Origin of the sequence: Siminovitchia sp. FSL H7-0308 (genome assembly GCF_037980985.1) — a bacterium.
In the GTDB taxonomy this organism is placed as follows: domain Bacteria; phylum Bacillota; class Bacilli; order Bacillales; family Bacillaceae_C; genus Siminovitchia; species Siminovitchia thermophila.
This window is the reverse complement of record NZ_CP150282.1, coordinates 1,175,338-1,192,739: the sequence shown is the minus strand read 5'-3', so window position 1 is coordinate 1,192,739 and position 17,402 is coordinate 1,175,338. Positions and strand designations below refer to the sequence as shown.

Here is a 17,402-nt window from a genome sequence, read left to right as displayed (position 1 = left end):
AATACGACCCTATTTAAGATTAATTTTTTTATAGGGTCGTTTTTCATTTAATACATTTAAACATGATTTAATTTTAGTATGCAAATAGCCAACAAGTTAACACTTCTTTATTACTTATATTTTAATTTAATTTCTGGAATGACTTTAGAAAGGTATGGTGTTAACGCTAGATTATGTTGTAATTGATCATTCGCCTTTTTATTTGTTGCGGCTTCAAAATCTACGCTTTCCATTAAATCGTCAATAAAAGGAATTTCATCAGGACTTGCACTTGAATATGCATCTACTGACTTTTCGAAAACCGTCCAATCTAATCCCCATTCTTTAGATATTTCATAAATAACCTTTTTCTTTTTATTGTTTTTCCAATTTTCAAATGCATCATCAAAGTTAATCTCACTTGATATGTTACCAGGTTCAAGTTCTTCCATTACAAATTCTTTTAATAATTGGGCTTGTTCATGCTCTCCCATATTACTTAATTCATTGATTTGCTGATAAATGATTCGCAATGTTTCTGTATCTACCGTCTGTTTTCCATTAGATGACGTTGTTTTTGAACCTATTAAATTTAAAATATGATTTGCATCAATCACCTGTGTACCTGCGAGTTTCGTTTTTCCGACAAGCACATTCGCAGGTGTAGGAGACGCTGGGTTCCCTGGTTCCCACGTAAGATTTTTATACGCACCGACATAGCGCAACCACGTATGCTCATCAATTCCAAAAGCATCGTCATCCCATTTATATTCATAATACTGTTGAACTAAATGAAGTTGTTCAGCTGCATCTTTATAAGCAAGAATAAATGCTTCTTTCTTCTCTTCATCATGTTCAATTGTTTGCCAGCTCGTTGGGTCAGGTAGAGTTGTAATCATTTCACTTATTTTTATTGCTAATTTTTCAACCGCTGTTTGATATGGCTCAACAATCGCCTTACTACTCTTGCCACCACTTCCATACAACGTTAGTGCTTGATTTACCATTTCCTCAGTTATTCTAGGATATTGAAAATTGATAATCGTTCCAAATTCTTTATTAGGCCCATATACACGATTCGTTCGCGAGTAAGCTTGAATTAGCCCTTGTAATTCGAGTGAACGATCAACATAGAGTGTATTTAGACGTTTCGAATCATATCCTGTCAATAGTTGGTCTGCTACAATGACAAGGTCGATATTTTTAGGATTACGTCCACTGCCTCCACGTGTCGCTCGTTCTACAACATCTTCAAAATAAGCATCTTCACCATGTTTTTTGTCTCCTACAACAAATTCGATTCCTGTAAATGCAGCATAATCTTGAAACATCTCTTCTACAATAAGCGGATCTAACGGTTTAGGGTCATCTTCATTACCGAAACTAAACGTCATCGCCACATTCAATGATATTCCTTTTTCTTTCATCTGTTTTTTAAATTCATGATAATAAGCGATTACCCGCTTCTTATAAGCAACGGTTAAAATTGCATTAAACTCCCTACCTTGTGATTGAGACTCCCAATTACTTAATATTTCTTCAACAACACGTGGAATATGCGTTTCATCATGGTAAACAAGAATACCTCTTCGTTTTGCTTGCTTTTCAACTTCTAATTCAGACCAACCAAATACAAGACGCTCGATTTCTCTTTCTGCTACATTGGGTTGCTCTTTTTTCATTTCAGATATGATTTGTTCTCTTAATTCATCGTAGCTATTAAATTCACCTGTATTAATATAATCGACATGAAAACCTAACACGTTTTTATCAGCAATTGCTTCATCAATCGTATATTGATGTAATAATGGCCCAAATAACTTCTCTGTTGTATTAATAACTTCGCTTTTTTCATTAATTTTTCCTCTTACTTTATTTTCATCAAAAAGAGGCGTTCCAGTAAAGCCAAAAAACAAGCTATTTTTCTTAAAATAACGCTTGATCGTTCCCATCATTTGTCCCATCGTCGTCCGATGTGCTTCGTCGACAATAAAAACCATTCGCTTCTCAGCTAAACTATTATCCTGTGTATCCATTAATTCTTTTACTAGACTATTTAGTTTAAATGTTGTCGTAACGACAATACCATTGTTGGGTGATTTTAGTATTTTTTTTAGTTGATACGTATGTTTCGTATCGTCGACAGAAACTGACTCATATGCTGCGTACGCTTTAAAGTTTTCACTCGTGCGATTATCCAACTCTCTTCTATCCACGAGAAAAACGACCTTATCGAATCCTGCACGAGTTGATAGGAATAGAGCTGTTTTAAAACTTGTGATTGTTTTCCCAGACCCTGTTGTATGCCAAACAAATCCACCATGGGGTATTTTATCTTCATTATCCCAACCAAATGCAGCTCCTTCAACAGCTTGTAACGCATGCACTTGATATGGGCGCATAAGCATATGCCGTCTATTCTCTTCTTCACGCGCCTCGTCAATGACTAAGTAGTCACCAACCATTTGATGTGCCATCGGAATCATTAAAAATTGGCTAATGACTTCTTCCCAATTATTAACGGCTTGATTGTTTTCATCTGCCCAATGAAAAACAAAACTCGGGTTAAAATCATGCACCGTTTTTGGTGTCGCAAAATAGCGTGTTGCAATTTCTGATGTAATGACCATCATTTGTGAGAATGCCATGAAGTTATGTGTATACTCTCCATCTTGGTAATACCGTTTAAATTGTCGAAATGCTTCGTCTAATGTTTTATCTGTACGCTTTTGCTCAATATTAATTAAAGGCAATCCATTGATAAGGAGAACAAGATCAAAGCGATTGCCGTTCGCCGTTTCTACTTCTCTTGCAATTCGATAACTGGAATCCCCACCACGTACTTCCGCCTTTTTAAAAATCGTTAATGTAATTTGCTCTCTCGTCACATCAGGGTGATTATCACGATATATGCCATCAATCTTACCTTTTGATCCTTCCATTGCTAATCGTTTTGCTGCTTCAAAACTATTAGCGATTTGATTGACCTGTGCCATCACTTGACTAAACTCATTATCTGTTAGTGGAACACCCTCTAATTGATCAACATTGATGCGATTTAACTCACTACGCCAATGGTTAATTAAATGTTGAACGGTTACCTTTTGTTTATTTCCATTCAGTTCCTCAGGCGCTTCCCATTTATACTTCTGTAATCGTTCCACAAACTTCTCTTGAAACGTCTTCTCAGCAGCGTTTTTTGGTGCATTGCTCATCTATTTCACTTCCTTTTTACACAAACATCTCATGTAAATACGCTTGTTTTAACGCTTGTAACTTTTCTAGTTTACGTTGATGATTCGTAATCATGGTGTCAATACTTTTGAAGAATGCTCCTATTTTTTTTTGTTCTTCTAGGTTTGGCACAACAATTATTTGTTCCTTTACTATTTCAGAATTAAGATTAATCTGACTCCCAGGTTGTCCATATTTATTCCACATTGGTCGAAACATCTCTAACCATTGAAACATAAACTCACGGTCAAATTTTGGATTCATAAAAATTAAGAATCCATCATGTACTCCTGTTTTCACATAATTAACAACTGGCTTTCCTACGGTTGCTGCAATACTCAATAACAAATGTGGTTCATTTAAAACACGAGTTTTTTCTTGACCTAATTTTGATAAGCGTTGTTCCAAATAATTAATTCGACCGTTTTGTTCAGTTACGTCAGAAATTCGTAACCACCCAATATTAGATTTCTTATCAAACCATTTTGGTTCTTGAATTGGTCTTGGGGATGCTCCCCTAACAATCTCTGCCAAATTTCCCAACTTCCACTTTTCCCATTCATCATTAAATCCTGCAAATCTTCTTTTTGGCAATCGCTCGCCTTCAGCAGGGAACATTTCAGCAAGATAAGCAGATTTTATTTCTTTTGTTTTTTCTAACTTGCGTTGGTGATTCATAATCATGGTATCAATACTTTTGAAAAATACTCCTATTTTCTTTTGTTCTTCTAGGTTTGGCACAACAATTATTTGTTCTTTTACTATATCAGAATTAAGATTAACCTGACTTCCAGGTTGTCCATATTTATTCCACATTGGCCGAAACATCTCTAACCATTGAAACAAAAACTCACGATCAAATTTTGGATTCTTAAAAATTAAAAATCCATCATGTACTCCCGTTTTTACATAATTTACAACCGGCTTTCCCACTGTTGCGGCAATACTCAATAACAAATGTGGTTCATTTAAGATACGTGTTTTTTCTTGACCTAATTTTGATAAACGTTGTTCCAAATACCTAATTCGACCGTTTTGCTCAGTTACGTCAGAAATTCGTAACCATCCAATATTAGACTTCTTATCAAACCATTTTGGATCTTGAATTGGTCTTGGGGAAGCTCCTCGAACAATTTCTGCCAAATCTCCTAACTTCCGTTCTTCCCACTCATCCACAAACCCTGCAAATCTTCTTTTCGGAACTAATTTCTTTTGTTCCACGATTCGTTCACCACCAATTCTTGCATCATTGCTTCGAGTTGTTTTTCTAATCGTTCACTTTCTTTTTCCATTTCAGATAATGTCTCTGAATAGCGTTCTTGTAACCTTTCGAGTGTATGTAACTCCTCTTTTAAAGGGTTTTCGATTAAACGCACCATTTTCTCTAGGACATTTCCAAACCATTTTTCATACATTAAGTGATCAATTTCGTCATCCGTTAATGTTAAAATACGTTCTTCCGTTGCCTGTTTTAATTCTTTTTCTAATTTATTCGTTTTAGTATTTAATGTGGCTTTTTCGTTTAATAATGATTCTACGTTTTTTAACAATGCATATTCTGCCGTATCTTTTTTCGCTTCTTTTAATTCCGCTCTAACAGATCCAACAAGAAATGCATTTTCTTTATCATTTAATGTTTCACCTAATGCAAATTCTTCTTCACTACCTTCTACTTTGGCAGCTTCCACTAAGTCAGCTAATTCTGTTTCAATTTCTTGTAATCTCGTTTTCTTCGCTTTAATTTCTGCTAACTCACCACTGTATAAATGCTTGGTAATTAAGGTGTTAGGTACAATACTACCCATCCAACCATCTTGCTCTATACGTTTTTTCTTTCCTGTACCTTTTATTACCATACGTGGCACACGTGTCCGACCTGCTGTATAAAAATCGCTAGATGCAATAATTTCAGTATCATCTGTCAATGTATTTTTCCAAATTTCTGCAATAATTTGATATCCATCATAGACATCAACATGGTTGAATTCGGATAAAACGTTTTTAATTTCGATCAGCATTTCATTTTTTAATTCTGTTATTTGATTTACATCTTCAATATTTTTAAGTGCTTGCCAATACTTATTCATATAAGCCGTTATTTTAACTTCCATTTCTTCTGATTTCTCTATGACACGAGGATCATTTAAAACATTCTTCGTTATCTCATCGATCGAACTTGATAATACGACATAGCCATCACTAATTTCTTTCAAAGATTGTTCTAAAATAATAGGAACAGTTGATTGTAAAACCTTTAACTCAGCTATATTTGAACGTGGAATCCCACCAAATAAGTGCGCATCAACATCGTGCGGAATATCTTCTTCGATTGATTCAATATAGCGTGGAATGTTTAAGTTATATTCATTTTTCATGATTTCTTCTCGTGTTGCTAAATGGCTATAACCTTTTTCTTCTCTACGCTCTGTATATGTATCGGCAATTTTTGCAATATCTTTTTCTTGTAAGACGTTCTGCTTTCCTACTTTTATAAAATCTTTCGATGCATCAATCATTAACACTGGATCACCAATGTTACGATTCTTTTTTAAAATGATAACAGCAACGGGAATGCCTGTATTTGTAAACAATTTATCGGGTAATCCGATAATTGTATCGATACGATTTTTATCTACTAGTCGTTTACGAATTTCTCCTTCTGTTCCACCTCTGAATAACACGCCATGAGGTAAAACAATTGCCATCGTACCATGCTGTCCTAGATGAAATAATCCATGTAAAAGGAATGCATAATCTCCTTTTGAATCTGGTGGCAACACGCCAGCGATTTCAAATCGAGGATCACTTACTTTTAAGTCTGATTTATTCCAGTTTTTTACCGAATAAGGTGGGTTCATGACAACCGCATCAAACTGTATACCTTCATTTGGTCGCTGTGGGTCTTCAGGCCAGTCCTCTGCTAACGTATCGCCATTTCGAATCGTCATCTTCTCAGGACGCACACCGTGCAGTAATAAGTTCATTCGTGTTAAGTTATAGGTGGCAGTATTTTTTTCTTGTCCGTAGTACGTTAAATTTTTTTGTGCATCTTCTGTTAAATGCTTTCTAACTGTTAACAATAAAGAGCCTGAACCAACTGTCGGGTCATAGATTGACTCAATCTTTGACGTTTTCGCAACAATTTGCGCCATTACTTCACTGACTTGATGAGGTGTATAGAATTCTCCCGCCTTTTTTCCTGACTCCATTGCAAACTGTCCAATGAGATATTCATATGCATCACCTAAAACATCACCTTTTTGTAAGGCAACCATATTTAAATCAGCAAAAAGTAAGATAAGCGATTTTATATTTTTACTACGTTCATTTAAATTACTTCCTAAAGCGGTGTCTGTGAAGTCAATTGTGGAATTAGAAAACAGTCCTTTAAAGTCATCCGAATCCCCAGTGACTGCTATCGTTCGTTCGAAACTGTTTAAACTATCCGTTACTTTTTGAACTTCAAATTCACCTGTTCGAATATCTTCTAACCATGTTTGGTATAAATTGTCAGGTAACACATAATAACCAAGCACATTCCGAATCATTGATACCAATTGTTCACCGTATTGTTCATACGCTTCACGATAAGCTTGTACAATTTCTTTCTCGTCATTTTGCTTCATACCACTTGTCTTTTTAAATGTGTCTAGTGTTTTATCACTTAAAAACTTATAAAACATTAAACCTAACATATAATCTTTGTATCGGCTCGCATCCATCGATCCTCTTAATTCATTGGCGCCGTCCCAAAGTCTTTTTTTAATTTCATCTGATGTGATCATGATGTATCCTCCCTATACAGAAAGCTGCATACTCTTCTAGTCATATCATTATTTTATAATAAATAACAACTTGTCTAATCAGCTTTTTTTCTTCCAATCATTTTTTAGCTTTTCCTTCTTCCACAATGAATTCCAAAATATCATCTACACCACATTGCAGGGCATGGCATATCTTTTCAATACTTTCTAACGATACGTATTGGTTTCTTTTCATACGTGTGATGATGTTCCCAGAAAAGCCTGCTTGCTTTTGTAAATCAATCGTTGTAATGCCTCTGTCAATTAATAAGTGAAAAAGCTTATGATAACTGACACTCACTTGACATACCCCCTGGATACAAACAATTCATACCTCTTTTCATCTTATCACGAAGTCGTGATCCATTCACTCAATTTTATATTTTACTCAAATAAGTCGACTTACATTTATGCTTTTTTAAGTGAATCAAGTAATGAATAATCGAGAATAAAATTCTATGCATGAAATAAAACAGCACTTGCGCTTTAACGATTTTCTCCCTCGTTGTTCCTTGACAATTGAATCGCCCAAAGTATGAAACATACACTTGAATGTATTCCGAGCGAGTCTTTGAGTAAAAAACGAGACATCGTGCAACTTGAGAAGTAATAAATTTCCTGCCACATACTTCCCCAAAACGAAAACAAGCAATTGAAACGTTATCGCATTTGAATAAAGGAATAAGAAAGGGGGAAGGCAATGCTTGGAACGTATGCACTTTTTCAACTATCCCAGCCCCTCATAACCATCTTCATTTTAGCTTAGATTCCCTAATCTCCTGCGCAGCGCCGTTTCTATATGTTTACGGAGAATATAAACTTGTCTTGGCCTGCCGATATGATAACTCTGCTCTTGTCCATACAGTTCTATATATCCTGCTTCATACAACCGCTTCACGAACCGTTCAGATGTTCGAATGGAGACTTGTGTATAAGCCGCCAGCTCATTGACAGTGAATGGTTGAAAGTCGATTGTTTTCATAAAGCTGAAAAAGCGCTGCAATGTTTTTTCATATTCGCTTTTATATCATGAGCGATTTGTTGCATCCATTCATCAGTCATCCGAATATTCTCGTGTTTCGTTTCCCCAAAAACAGGCCCGATTTTTTCTTTCGTTTCAGTCAGTATGTATCCATTGCCTTCCTTTTTACTCAGAGCAATTTGCACCGCTTGCCCGGCATTTTCTTCCGCTTCTATAAGCTGTCTTCCATAGCCAACACCAAAATAAATCTGCTTATCAAGGTTTCTTTCCAGTTCCGTTAGCCAGTTCTTATTTACTTGATCTAGTAGATTTTTTTCAATAAATCCTCGTGTAGAAATCAACACGATCATATGTTTATTTTTTAATTTAAGGCGCTTGCTTTGGTGGAAACTGACCATCGGTTGAAAGTAGGAGTAGATGACATCATAGTCGCTTTCTGAAAAAGGCCGGTTATCTTGCAATGATAAATACATCACGGCAATCATTCCATCCTGAAGACGTGAAAACAAGACCCGTTCATAGGCATCATATAATGCCTCTTCTTGAATTTGATCATTGTCGACCATATATATGACGGGTATATGTTGTTTTTTCAACATATCATATACAAAGTGAACGCTAGTGATGGCCATCTTCGTTTGGCCGCTCCTGTATCGTTCGAGATGAAAATTCGCTATCTCCTTAAAGTTGAAATCCTTGCTGATGGCATCATCATAAATCCACTGATAATCATATATTTGCTTATCATGCAACTGAAAATCAATATCTTTCGACAAGCGCTCCAATGCGTCTCGATTTGGAAGATCAATGGAAATGTCATGTATATGGATCTTATCATGTAAAAGGCATTTCATGATCGAAGCAACGATCATGTACTCATGAAAAGGAGGGAATGTAACAGGCTTTGCTCCTTCCAGCGCCTTGTCCCGATAATAATATGAAACGATGCCTGAAAAACAAACAACATCCGTTTCTTGAGTCGCTTGCTGATGCAACTTTTTTACATCCGTTGGCGTTTCATAAATATATGTTATAAGCTTTATTCCAGGGAGGGATTCTGCCAACTTCCTAATTCGCCGAACGGAATGGGCCGTACCAATATATCCAACCTTCACCACCATGCCTTTCACCCCGCTATATACAAAATCTTCTTCCTTATTGTATCTAAAAGTCCGTAGACTTGCTAAGTCGTGTTTTATATGGAAGTCTTCCACTATAGAAGTAGCGGCTTACATCAAGTAATTCTGTACTTTTTACTACAGTTGCCGTTTCGATGTAGTAATCGTTACAGGCTAAGAATTTGTCCGATTTCAATTAACGCATCCATAAAGAGTGCGACCAAGATGGGACACGACTGGCGGCGAAAACACGTATTTCAATGACCCAACCGCAAAAAAACAGGGAATTTTCATTTTATTTTCCACACTTTTAATCTAAGCATTTCAATCCGTCTACTCTATTAAAGCCAAATCTTTCTTCCCTTTATCCCTGCTATAAAAAGATAGCGCCATCCTTTTTCAATCAGGACAGCGCTTTCGGTTTTCATCAATGGTTGCCATTCATTCTAATATCGCCTGCATCTGGGCTTCTTTATATTTCTTCCACAATTATAGTTTTCTTCAATCGTTTCTTTAACTTCCCTTTCATAAACCGGATAGTAATGTTCATTTCTAATAATCGTTCTATTGACATTTATAACTTCAGTTGGATGAATATGCTTTCTGACTCGTTTTCTTGTTTTTCTTCTTACAATTTTTTTAGTAGGGCTAACGATTGTCTCTTCTCTTTTTTTATCATGGCAATTTGAACCCATAATAAAAGAACCCCCTTTCTAATGTTAATATAATATATGAAGAAAGGGGAAGACTTGTCTAGACGACAAGCCCGAGATTTCATATTTTGTCAAAAATAGTCATGTTGCCAGACTTTTACTTCTTTTTTCCCAAGTAGTGCATTCTGCGCCATATTTTATATTTAATGACAATCCCAGTTGTAAAGCACTTTGGAAAAATCCCGCTTTTTTAAGTCATCCAACGCAATAAAGAAGTTTGCAACTCCCGCATCTCCCCACATAATGTTCAAATCATCATCCGTATCAACTTGCAATAAGAGGGTATCAAAAGTTGGGTAGTCACCGTACGCTCTTGGATCTTCTTGGGTGAAAAACGGATATCCTCCAAGCTTTGAACCTTGTCCATCCGCGATATCATAATACGCATCCATGATCTCGTCGTGCATATCATCATCTTCATCTGTTGCATGATCTAATAAGGCATCGACTTTCGTAATAGCGTTGAAACGATAATCATTAGCCGACACAATTTCTTCTGAACGCTCAAAAGATAATACACATTCCCCTTCTATGGGAAAATAACTGTCATCACTAAACGCGGGAAATTCCGTCATCCATTTCGACTCATCAAACTCAATTGTTTCATGATAAACGACACGGAATGTATCTTGATTCGTCATATCATCAAAATCTAAGCCATACACATCGTCGTCGGCAACAAAAAACTGTAAAATGCCTGCCGTTGGATAGTCAGGGATTGATACTTCCATTTCACTAAAATTGATTTGCGCCAGCAAACGCAAGGGATCTCCATTTTTGGCTGTTGGATAAGGCTCCTTTTTAAGCCAATACGGGCGCCCCCCGAACTTACTTTCCAAAGGTGTCGTGCTTCGAGTTTTCCCGTGAATCATAAGACTCGGCTTTTTGCTCTCTGCTAATTCTTTGGCAAAAGGCTGTAATTGTTTTGGTAGTTTCATTTCTTCCCCTCCCTCGGAACATTCGTTCTTACTATACTGTAAAAAAAAGCAAAAGTATAGCATTTTCTAGCCCTACTCCGGCCCTTAAAATCGTAATGTATCATTTTATTAAACTGCAACCCAGAACTGCTTTACTTTTAAAAATATTGAAATTATTGTGTTATTAAAAAACAAATATCTGATCCTCAGTATTGGCCTTATAAAGAACAGATTGGAAAAAACGGGGCTAACTTCTATAGAGATAAAAAGATGCTGGTTTTATATAAGGAAGTTTTTTTACGGAGATAAAAAGGAGGAATACTATGCCACATGAATTAGCTAAAGCTATTTCATATATAAAACAAAGAAAATGGGTAGATCTGACACATGCTTTCGGTCCCGACACACCCCATTTTGAGGCTTTCAATGACGCAACTTTTGAAACGTTATTCAACCATGATGAAGGGTTTTTCGCACAACAATTTTCATTTGCCGGTCAATATGGAACTCATATTGATGCTCCCATTCATTTTATCCGTGATACTCGCTATATTCACGAGCTTACATTAAAAGAACTTATTCTCCCGCTCATCGTCATCGACGTTTCCAAAGAAGTTGAAAACAATCATCATTTTACTTTATCCATCGACGACTTATTCGCTTTTGAAAAAATTCACGGAAAAATTGAGCCAAACACCTTTGTAGCCCTTAGAACAGACTGGAGCAAGCGTTGGCCCGATAAAGATGCCTTCAATAACAAAGACGAGGAAGGAAATAATCAAATTCCCGGTTGGGGTATGGATGCCTTACAGTTTTTATTTGAAGAAAGAAAGATTCAAGCCATTGGCCATGAGACATATGACACGGACTCGGCTATGGAACTCCAAAAACACGGCGCATTAATTGGAGAATATTACGTTCTTGATCAAGACACTTACCAAATTGAGCTTATGGCCAATTTGGATCGAGTTCCGGCCAAAGGTGCTTATATTTTTAACATCGTAGCGAAACCAGAAAACGCCTCGGGGTTCCCTGTTCGCTCATTTGCCATCTTGCCTGAAGCTGAATCATAACGTTATCCTATTTGCGCGCAAACCTTGCAGGAAGTTTCTTGCACCCAGACCATTTTACATATATCAACAGCGAGAAAAAATAACTAAGACAAATTGAAAAGGAAACGATGAAATAAAGCCCGCCGAATTGTCCAATTATCGTTACTACTAAAGGAAAAATCCCCGCTTACAAGCCTAAAAACACACGGGGATTATTTTTGTGCATTATATAGCGCCGGCACATGGACACTCACTACCTCGAATATTTGCTCGTTATCTATGGTATTTTGAATATTCCTAATAATAAAATGACACTTTCTATGCCATGGTTCATCTCGACAACCTGCTTAGTGATAGTCGGATCAAGCACTACCTCTGGCTGACTCCATGCTATATCGAGTTAATATTATTTATGTGGTCGTACTTTCCAATAAAGTCGCCTTACATTGCAAAAAATATGTTTCTTGCGAAACCGAGCCGCTTTATCAATGACATCAGATAAAATGTGTGATCACAAGCAGCAATCGTATACATTTTTTATCCATCATAATCTGCAATGGAAACGCACTCAGAGAGAAGTTTGACATCGTTCGTGTCTCACGATTTAACTGTGAGGTATATTTGCCGTTTAAATAAATGCTTTTCAATATGCCATACTTAGCTTATTCAGCTATAAAAGTTGCGCAGTAGTCCTTTTATTTATCAACGTAGGGAGATGGAGCGATTGGCACACCCCGCTTTAACTCGATTTTGTTCACGATCAAGAATGTAATTAAGCTAGCAACGCTTCCAACGATAACCGCCATAATTCCATACGGATTCTCTAAATACTCCCAGATAATTCCGATAGCTGTACCGATTATGATCGATAATAGCCCTGCATTTTTTGTTACTTTGTCAACTAGAAGCCCTAATAAATAGGCGGCAAACGGGCCAGTCGATCTAATCGTAAATGCGAAAACAAGAAGGGGGATAATTTGTTGACTGAATAAAGAAATCCCGATTGCGCCCATCCCTGTAATGATCACTATCCAACGAGAAGCGGTTAATTCTGCTTCATCTTTTAACTCTTTTTTGAAAATGGAACTGTGTACATCTTTAATATAGACCGAGGCAACAGCTAGTAAATTGCCAGATGCGCTAGACAATGTGGCTGAAATGACACCTGATAAAAGTATGCCGGCAATCGCGGGAGGCAACAATTCTGTCGATACCGTAGCGAGCGCACTGTTTTCATCAATGTTTGGAAAAGTTGCTAAACCAATTAATCCGAGCACAGCTGGAATAAAAGCATAGAGAGACATCAGTACTCCACACATCACCGAGCCCCAAATTGCTGTTTTTTCATCTCTGGCCGAATAATAACGTTGAACTGCTTCCTGGCCAGTTGAAAATGTCATAAAGTATAGAACAATAAATCCTATAATGGTTGTCCAGCCGATTTTTGTGAACCCCAACTGCTCTTTTGGCAATTGATTCATCACATGTTCAACTCCTCCTGCATTCGAAAAAGCGAATGGCACAGCAATTGCAAAACCGATGACAATAATGAAGAATTGAACAAAATCAGTTAATGTTACACTCCACATTCCGCCTAGAAATGTATAGAAAACAACGACTGCTCCAGATAATGATCGCCCACTTTACATCAAAGCCTGTTAAGACATGAACGATGGAAGCGGTTGCAGTAATTTGTACTGCTGTTAAGGCTGAAGAAGCAATTAACGAAAGGATGCTGGCGATTAGTTGACTTGATTTGCCATACCGTCTTCCAATGACTTCCGGTACAGTGGTAGCCAATGCCCTTCTCATGTAAGGAGCGATAAAAGATACTAAAATGATCGCTATCCCTGCTGAAACAACGTACCAACCTGCTGAAAGCCCCCATTCCCCGTAAGCTTTGGACGCCACGCCAACAGAACTTCCTCCACCTATTTCAGTCGCGGCCAACGTCCCGGCTAACATGACCGGCCCCAATCTCCTGCCTGCCAAATGATAGTCTGAACTGTCTTTAATTTTTGTTTTTGCATAAAAGCCGATCCCAATCATCCCTAACATATAAACCAAAATAATGATCCAAATAATTGTCATAGCATCTGCTCCTCATAAGTAAGTTTATAGTCCTTTCAGTTCAATGATTCAACTTTGGCAACCCATAGAAGAAAGTCCAGATAGCGGGATCAATCCACTGCTATCTGAAAAATCCAATTTCAGAGGCGAACTTTTCGTGCTGTCCCCTCAATAATCGGCTTGGGATCGTATGAGGAGTACTTACTCCACTGCAGCCCATTACCCTATCAATCTATTTCACCAGTCTTCCCGTCAGAGCCCCCTTTTTTGCGATCAGTGCAAATAGGTTCTTATAGGCGAAGGTGATTCGGGGCATTCCGAATCATTCCCCCACCTGCTTTAACAACAGGAAGTTACAAAGTTATGAGCTACCAAAAGTGTCGTGCTTGACCTAATACTGAAGGACTAGCATAGTTCTTTTGTTAAGAGCATTCTCCACAAATGATGGCTTCATAGAGAAGTTCCAATGAAAGTCACCCTCTCTTCTTTACAGCATATTCCCGCGTAAATACCTTGCCGGAAGGTTTTCGATAAGCATTTTCCCCTTCAATAACCATTTGACCATTCACAATAACAGCGCTAATTCCCATATTAAATTGACGCGGGTTTTCATAAGTCGCTTGATCTATAATCGTATCGGGATGAAAAATGACAATATCCGCGGCCAGCCCTTCTCGAATAATGCCCCGATCTTGCAGTCCAATAATACGAGCAGGTTGAGAAGTCATGCGGCGAATCATTTCTTCTAATGATGTCACTTTTTCTTCACGCACGTATTTCCCCAAAATTCTCGGGAAAGTCCCGTATGCGCGTGGATGTGGTTCACCGCCCAGTAAACCATCTGAACCCACTGTTCCGGCAGGATGTGCCAAGATCCGCTTGACAGATGCTTCTTCCATGACAAAGTCAACCATTCCAACACTATTCTTTTCATGTAAAATAAGATCTAAAGCAACATCGGCTTCCTTTTTCCCTTCCTGTACAGCAATTTCTTTTATTGTTTTCCCGACACAGTACTTCTTTTTTTCTGAGGCGACAGAAGTAATCATAATCCCGTCCCAGCCTGCCCATTTCGAAATACTGTCCCAGCCTGCGAAAGCCGTCTCCATTTCAGCCATCATTTTTTCACGCATCTGCTCATCTTCTAATCTGTTTAACATTTCATCCGTCCCGCCATCATGCGCCCATGGAGGTAAAATAGCGCTTAACATCGTACTCCCGGCGATATATGGATATTGGTCGAATGTGACTTCCAAGCCGTCTAAACGCGCCTCGTCTATTTTTTGTAATACTTGTTCTGTCTTAGACCAATTATCTTTTCCGCAAACTTTCAAGTGTGAAAAATGTAAATGCGCTCCGCATTTTTTCATCATTGCTATAAGTTCATCCATTGATTCGAGTATTTCGTCTCCCTCGCTTCGCTGATGAATGACTAGTGGCGCACCGTACTCTGCTAACACCATGCAAAGCGCTTCCAATTCTTTCATCTCGGCAAAGCAACATGGCAAATATATGAGTCCTGTCGATAACCCCACTGCTCCTTCATCCAAAGAGCGCCGTAATACATCTTGCATTTTTGAAATTTCGTCATCTGTAGCCGGGCGATTTGCTAATCCCATGACTTCCATACGAATATTGCCATGCGGTGCTAAAACAGCTAGATTATAGCTCGGTTGATTATGCCTTATTTTTCTCATGTAATCTCCAACCGTTTCCCAATCCCACTCAATCAGAGGTGTACCGTTCAATCCTGCTAAATTTTTTTGCCATGTAGAAATATATTCGGAAGGGAGAGGGGCAGCGCCAATCCCATCTTGCCCCAGTAAGTCTGTCGTAATTCCTTGGCGTACTTTCGCTTCAATAAGCGGTTCATCTAAGATGACCAAATCTGAATGAGTGTGCATATCAATAAAACCCGGAGACACGACTTGCTGCCCTGCATCAATGATTTGTTTTGCTTCATTGGCATTTAATAAACCGATCGCTTCTATTTTTCCGTTCGTTATACCAATATCGCCGTAATACCAAGGTGATCCGGTTCCATCGATAATACGGCCATTTTTGATCAGTAAATCGTACATGTGCATTCTCCTCGCATCGTATTTTTAAACAGTTTTTTCGCCTATAAATTCTTGCTTATTTTTCCGCCACTATGTCAAGCTTCTTGTTCATAAGATCATGTCGTACAATTCCCATTCTCCTTACGGGATTAACCGGATAATCTGCTTTCGCTCCTCATACACGGATGTGTATACCTTGTTGTACGAACCTGATGTCAGCAGTTCCAGGGCGTAAGATAGTACTCAAATACGAGGCCCCCGATCGGCGTTCTAGCTGCCGCAGACTTTTTATAAACTAGTTAATGCGTCAATGATTGCCATATAACCAACAACTGCTTTTTCCAGTTGCTCGATTTCAATATATTCGTTATCAATATGGGCTACATTTTCGTATGAAGGACCAAAACCGATCGTTGGGATGTTCGCTTCTCCCGCGAAATGGCTTCCATTTGTGCAAAAAGAATAATGAGATATGGTCGTTTCAGGTAAAACACTTTGTAATTGCTGAAATGTTTTTTGAATAAATGGCTCATTCTCATCGTAAAGCCAAGCTGGGAAAAAGCGTTCCGCTTCTATGACCGCTCCAGTATAGCACCTCTCTCTTCCACTGGAATAAGAAAGGTTTGCTTGTAATTCCTGATCTTCTTTCATAGCTTCGTTAATGAGTTGCTGAATAGGTTCTAATACGCTTTCACGTGTTTCATTGACTAAGAGTCTCCGATCAAATGTGACACGTGCATGTGACGGTAAAACTGATGCCCCGGGATAAGGCGAAGAAATAATATCTGTTAATTCCAATATCCCTTTTCCTAAAATCGGGTGTTCATTCATTTCTAAAGCTTTAATTTCGGCCAGCAACTTTACCATTTTATAAACGGCATTAATTCCCGCTTCTGGATTAGACGAATGTGCCGGCTTTCCAAACGTTTCAAGTACAATTTCCGCTCTCCCGCGCTGACCACGATTAAGACGCAAATTTGTTGCTTCTCCAATGACAACATAATCTGGTTTATATTGAGCGCTCACTTCACGTGTAGCGACTCCTTCAAAACATTCTTCATGGACACTGCAAGAAACAACCACTTTCCCTGGGAAATTCTTTTTTCGGTCTTGCGCAAAATATTTTGTTGCAAGCAACATGGCGCTTACCGCACCCTTCATATCTGAAGTTCCACGCCCAAATATCTTACCCTCAGACACTTTTCCACCATATGGGTCTTCACTCCAATTACTCTCTTGCACTGGCACGGTGTCTATATGTCCATCCAACAAAATAGTCGGCCCTTCCATTGTTCCATTAATGACCGCTGTAACATTGCCCAAAGCATCAATATGAACTTCGTCAAAACCGTGGTTCTCAGCGTACTGTTTAATATAATGTGCTACCTCTTGTTCTTCTCCTGACAAACTTGGAACTTTAACAAGTGAACTGCATAACTGGACGACCTCGTCTAGACGCTCTTGTGTTAACATG

The 17,402-nt window shown here is 38.2% G+C and carries 11 protein-coding genes and 1 pseudogene; 1 reads left to right on the top strand and 11 read right to left on the bottom strand.

The genetic code is table 11. The annotated features are described in order from the left end of the window. Positions 1-110: 110 nt before the first annotated feature. From MHB50_RS05610 to MHB50_RS05575, 8 genes are all read right to left on the bottom strand, one after another. Positions 111-3,194 carry an HsdR family type I site-specific deoxyribonuclease gene (locus MHB50_RS05610; protein ID WP_339162486.1) on the bottom strand — a complete coding sequence of 1,028 codons (3,084 nt, stop codon included), beginning with the start codon at positions 3,192-3,194 and terminating at the stop codon, positions 111-113. Positions 3,195-3,210: 16 nt separating this feature from the next. Beyond that, the gene (locus MHB50_RS05605; protein ID WP_340084992.1) at positions 3,211-4,434 is read right to left on the bottom strand and encodes a restriction endonuclease subunit S; all 1,224 of its coding nucleotides are present in this window, start codon (positions 4,432-4,434) and stop codon (positions 3,211-3,213) included. Beyond that, a complete protein-coding gene (locus tag MHB50_RS05600) occupies positions 4,416-6,998 on the bottom strand; it encodes a type I restriction-modification system subunit M (protein ID WP_340084991.1) in 2,583 nt (860 codons plus the stop codon). The genes MHB50_RS05605 and MHB50_RS05600 overlap by 19 nt, the downstream gene beginning before the upstream one ends. Positions 6,999-7,095: 97 nt before the next feature. Further along, complete coding sequence (locus MHB50_RS05595) at positions 7,096-7,317, bottom strand: helix-turn-helix transcriptional regulator (RefSeq protein ID WP_340084990.1); 222 nt, start codon at positions 7,315-7,317, stop codon at positions 7,096-7,098. A gap of 456 nt (positions 7,318-7,773) precedes the next feature. Further along, positions 7,774-7,998: a hypothetical protein gene (locus tag MHB50_RS05590; RefSeq protein ID WP_340084989.1), complete on the bottom strand. Its 225-nt coding sequence runs from the start codon at positions 7,996-7,998 to the stop codon at positions 7,774-7,776. Then, a complete protein-coding gene (locus MHB50_RS05585) occupies positions 7,995-9,119 on the bottom strand; it encodes a hypothetical protein (RefSeq protein WP_340084988.1) in 1,125 nt (374 codons plus the stop codon). Before MHB50_RS05585 ends, MHB50_RS05590 begins: the two co-directional genes overlap by 4 nt. Positions 9,120-9,562: 443 nt before the next feature. Next, positions 9,563-9,811 (bottom strand): CotD family spore coat protein, encoded by a 249-nt coding sequence (locus MHB50_RS05580; RefSeq protein ID WP_077111194.1) that lies wholly within the window; start codon positions 9,809-9,811, stop codon positions 9,563-9,565. 161 nt (positions 9,812-9,972) lie between these two features. Further along, positions 9,973-10,767: a YwqG family protein gene (locus MHB50_RS05575; protein ID WP_339162477.1), complete on the bottom strand. Its 795-nt coding sequence runs from the start codon at positions 10,765-10,767 to the stop codon at positions 9,973-9,975. Positions 10,768-11,069: 302 nt separating this feature from the next. Here MHB50_RS05575 and MHB50_RS05570 point away from each other — a divergent pair, with 302 nt between their 5' ends. Continuing rightward, on the top strand, positions 11,070-11,819 hold the full coding sequence (locus tag MHB50_RS05570; RefSeq protein ID WP_339162475.1) for a cyclase family protein: 750 nt from the start codon (positions 11,070-11,072) through the stop codon (positions 11,817-11,819). A 674-nt stretch (positions 11,820-12,493) separates the two neighbouring features. Here MHB50_RS05570 and MHB50_RS05565 read toward each other — a convergent pair. The 3 genes and pseudogenes from MHB50_RS05565 to MHB50_RS05555 form a co-directional block, all read right to left on the bottom strand. Beyond that, positions 12,494-13,763: pseudogene (locus tag MHB50_RS05565) on the bottom strand (hypothetical protein). A 578-nt stretch (positions 13,764-14,341) separates the two neighbouring features. Further along, positions 14,342-15,949, bottom strand: coding sequence for a D-aminoacylase (locus MHB50_RS05560; RefSeq protein WP_340084987.1), 1,608 nt, complete (start codon positions 15,947-15,949; stop codon positions 14,342-14,344). Positions 15,950-16,216: 267 nt separating this feature from the next. Beyond that, positions 16,217-17,401 carry a YgeY family selenium metabolism-linked hydrolase gene (locus MHB50_RS05555; RefSeq protein WP_339162470.1) on the bottom strand — a complete coding sequence of 395 codons (1,185 nt, stop codon included), beginning with the start codon at positions 17,399-17,401 and terminating at the stop codon, positions 16,217-16,219. Between the last annotated feature and the right edge of the window lies 1 nt (position 17,402).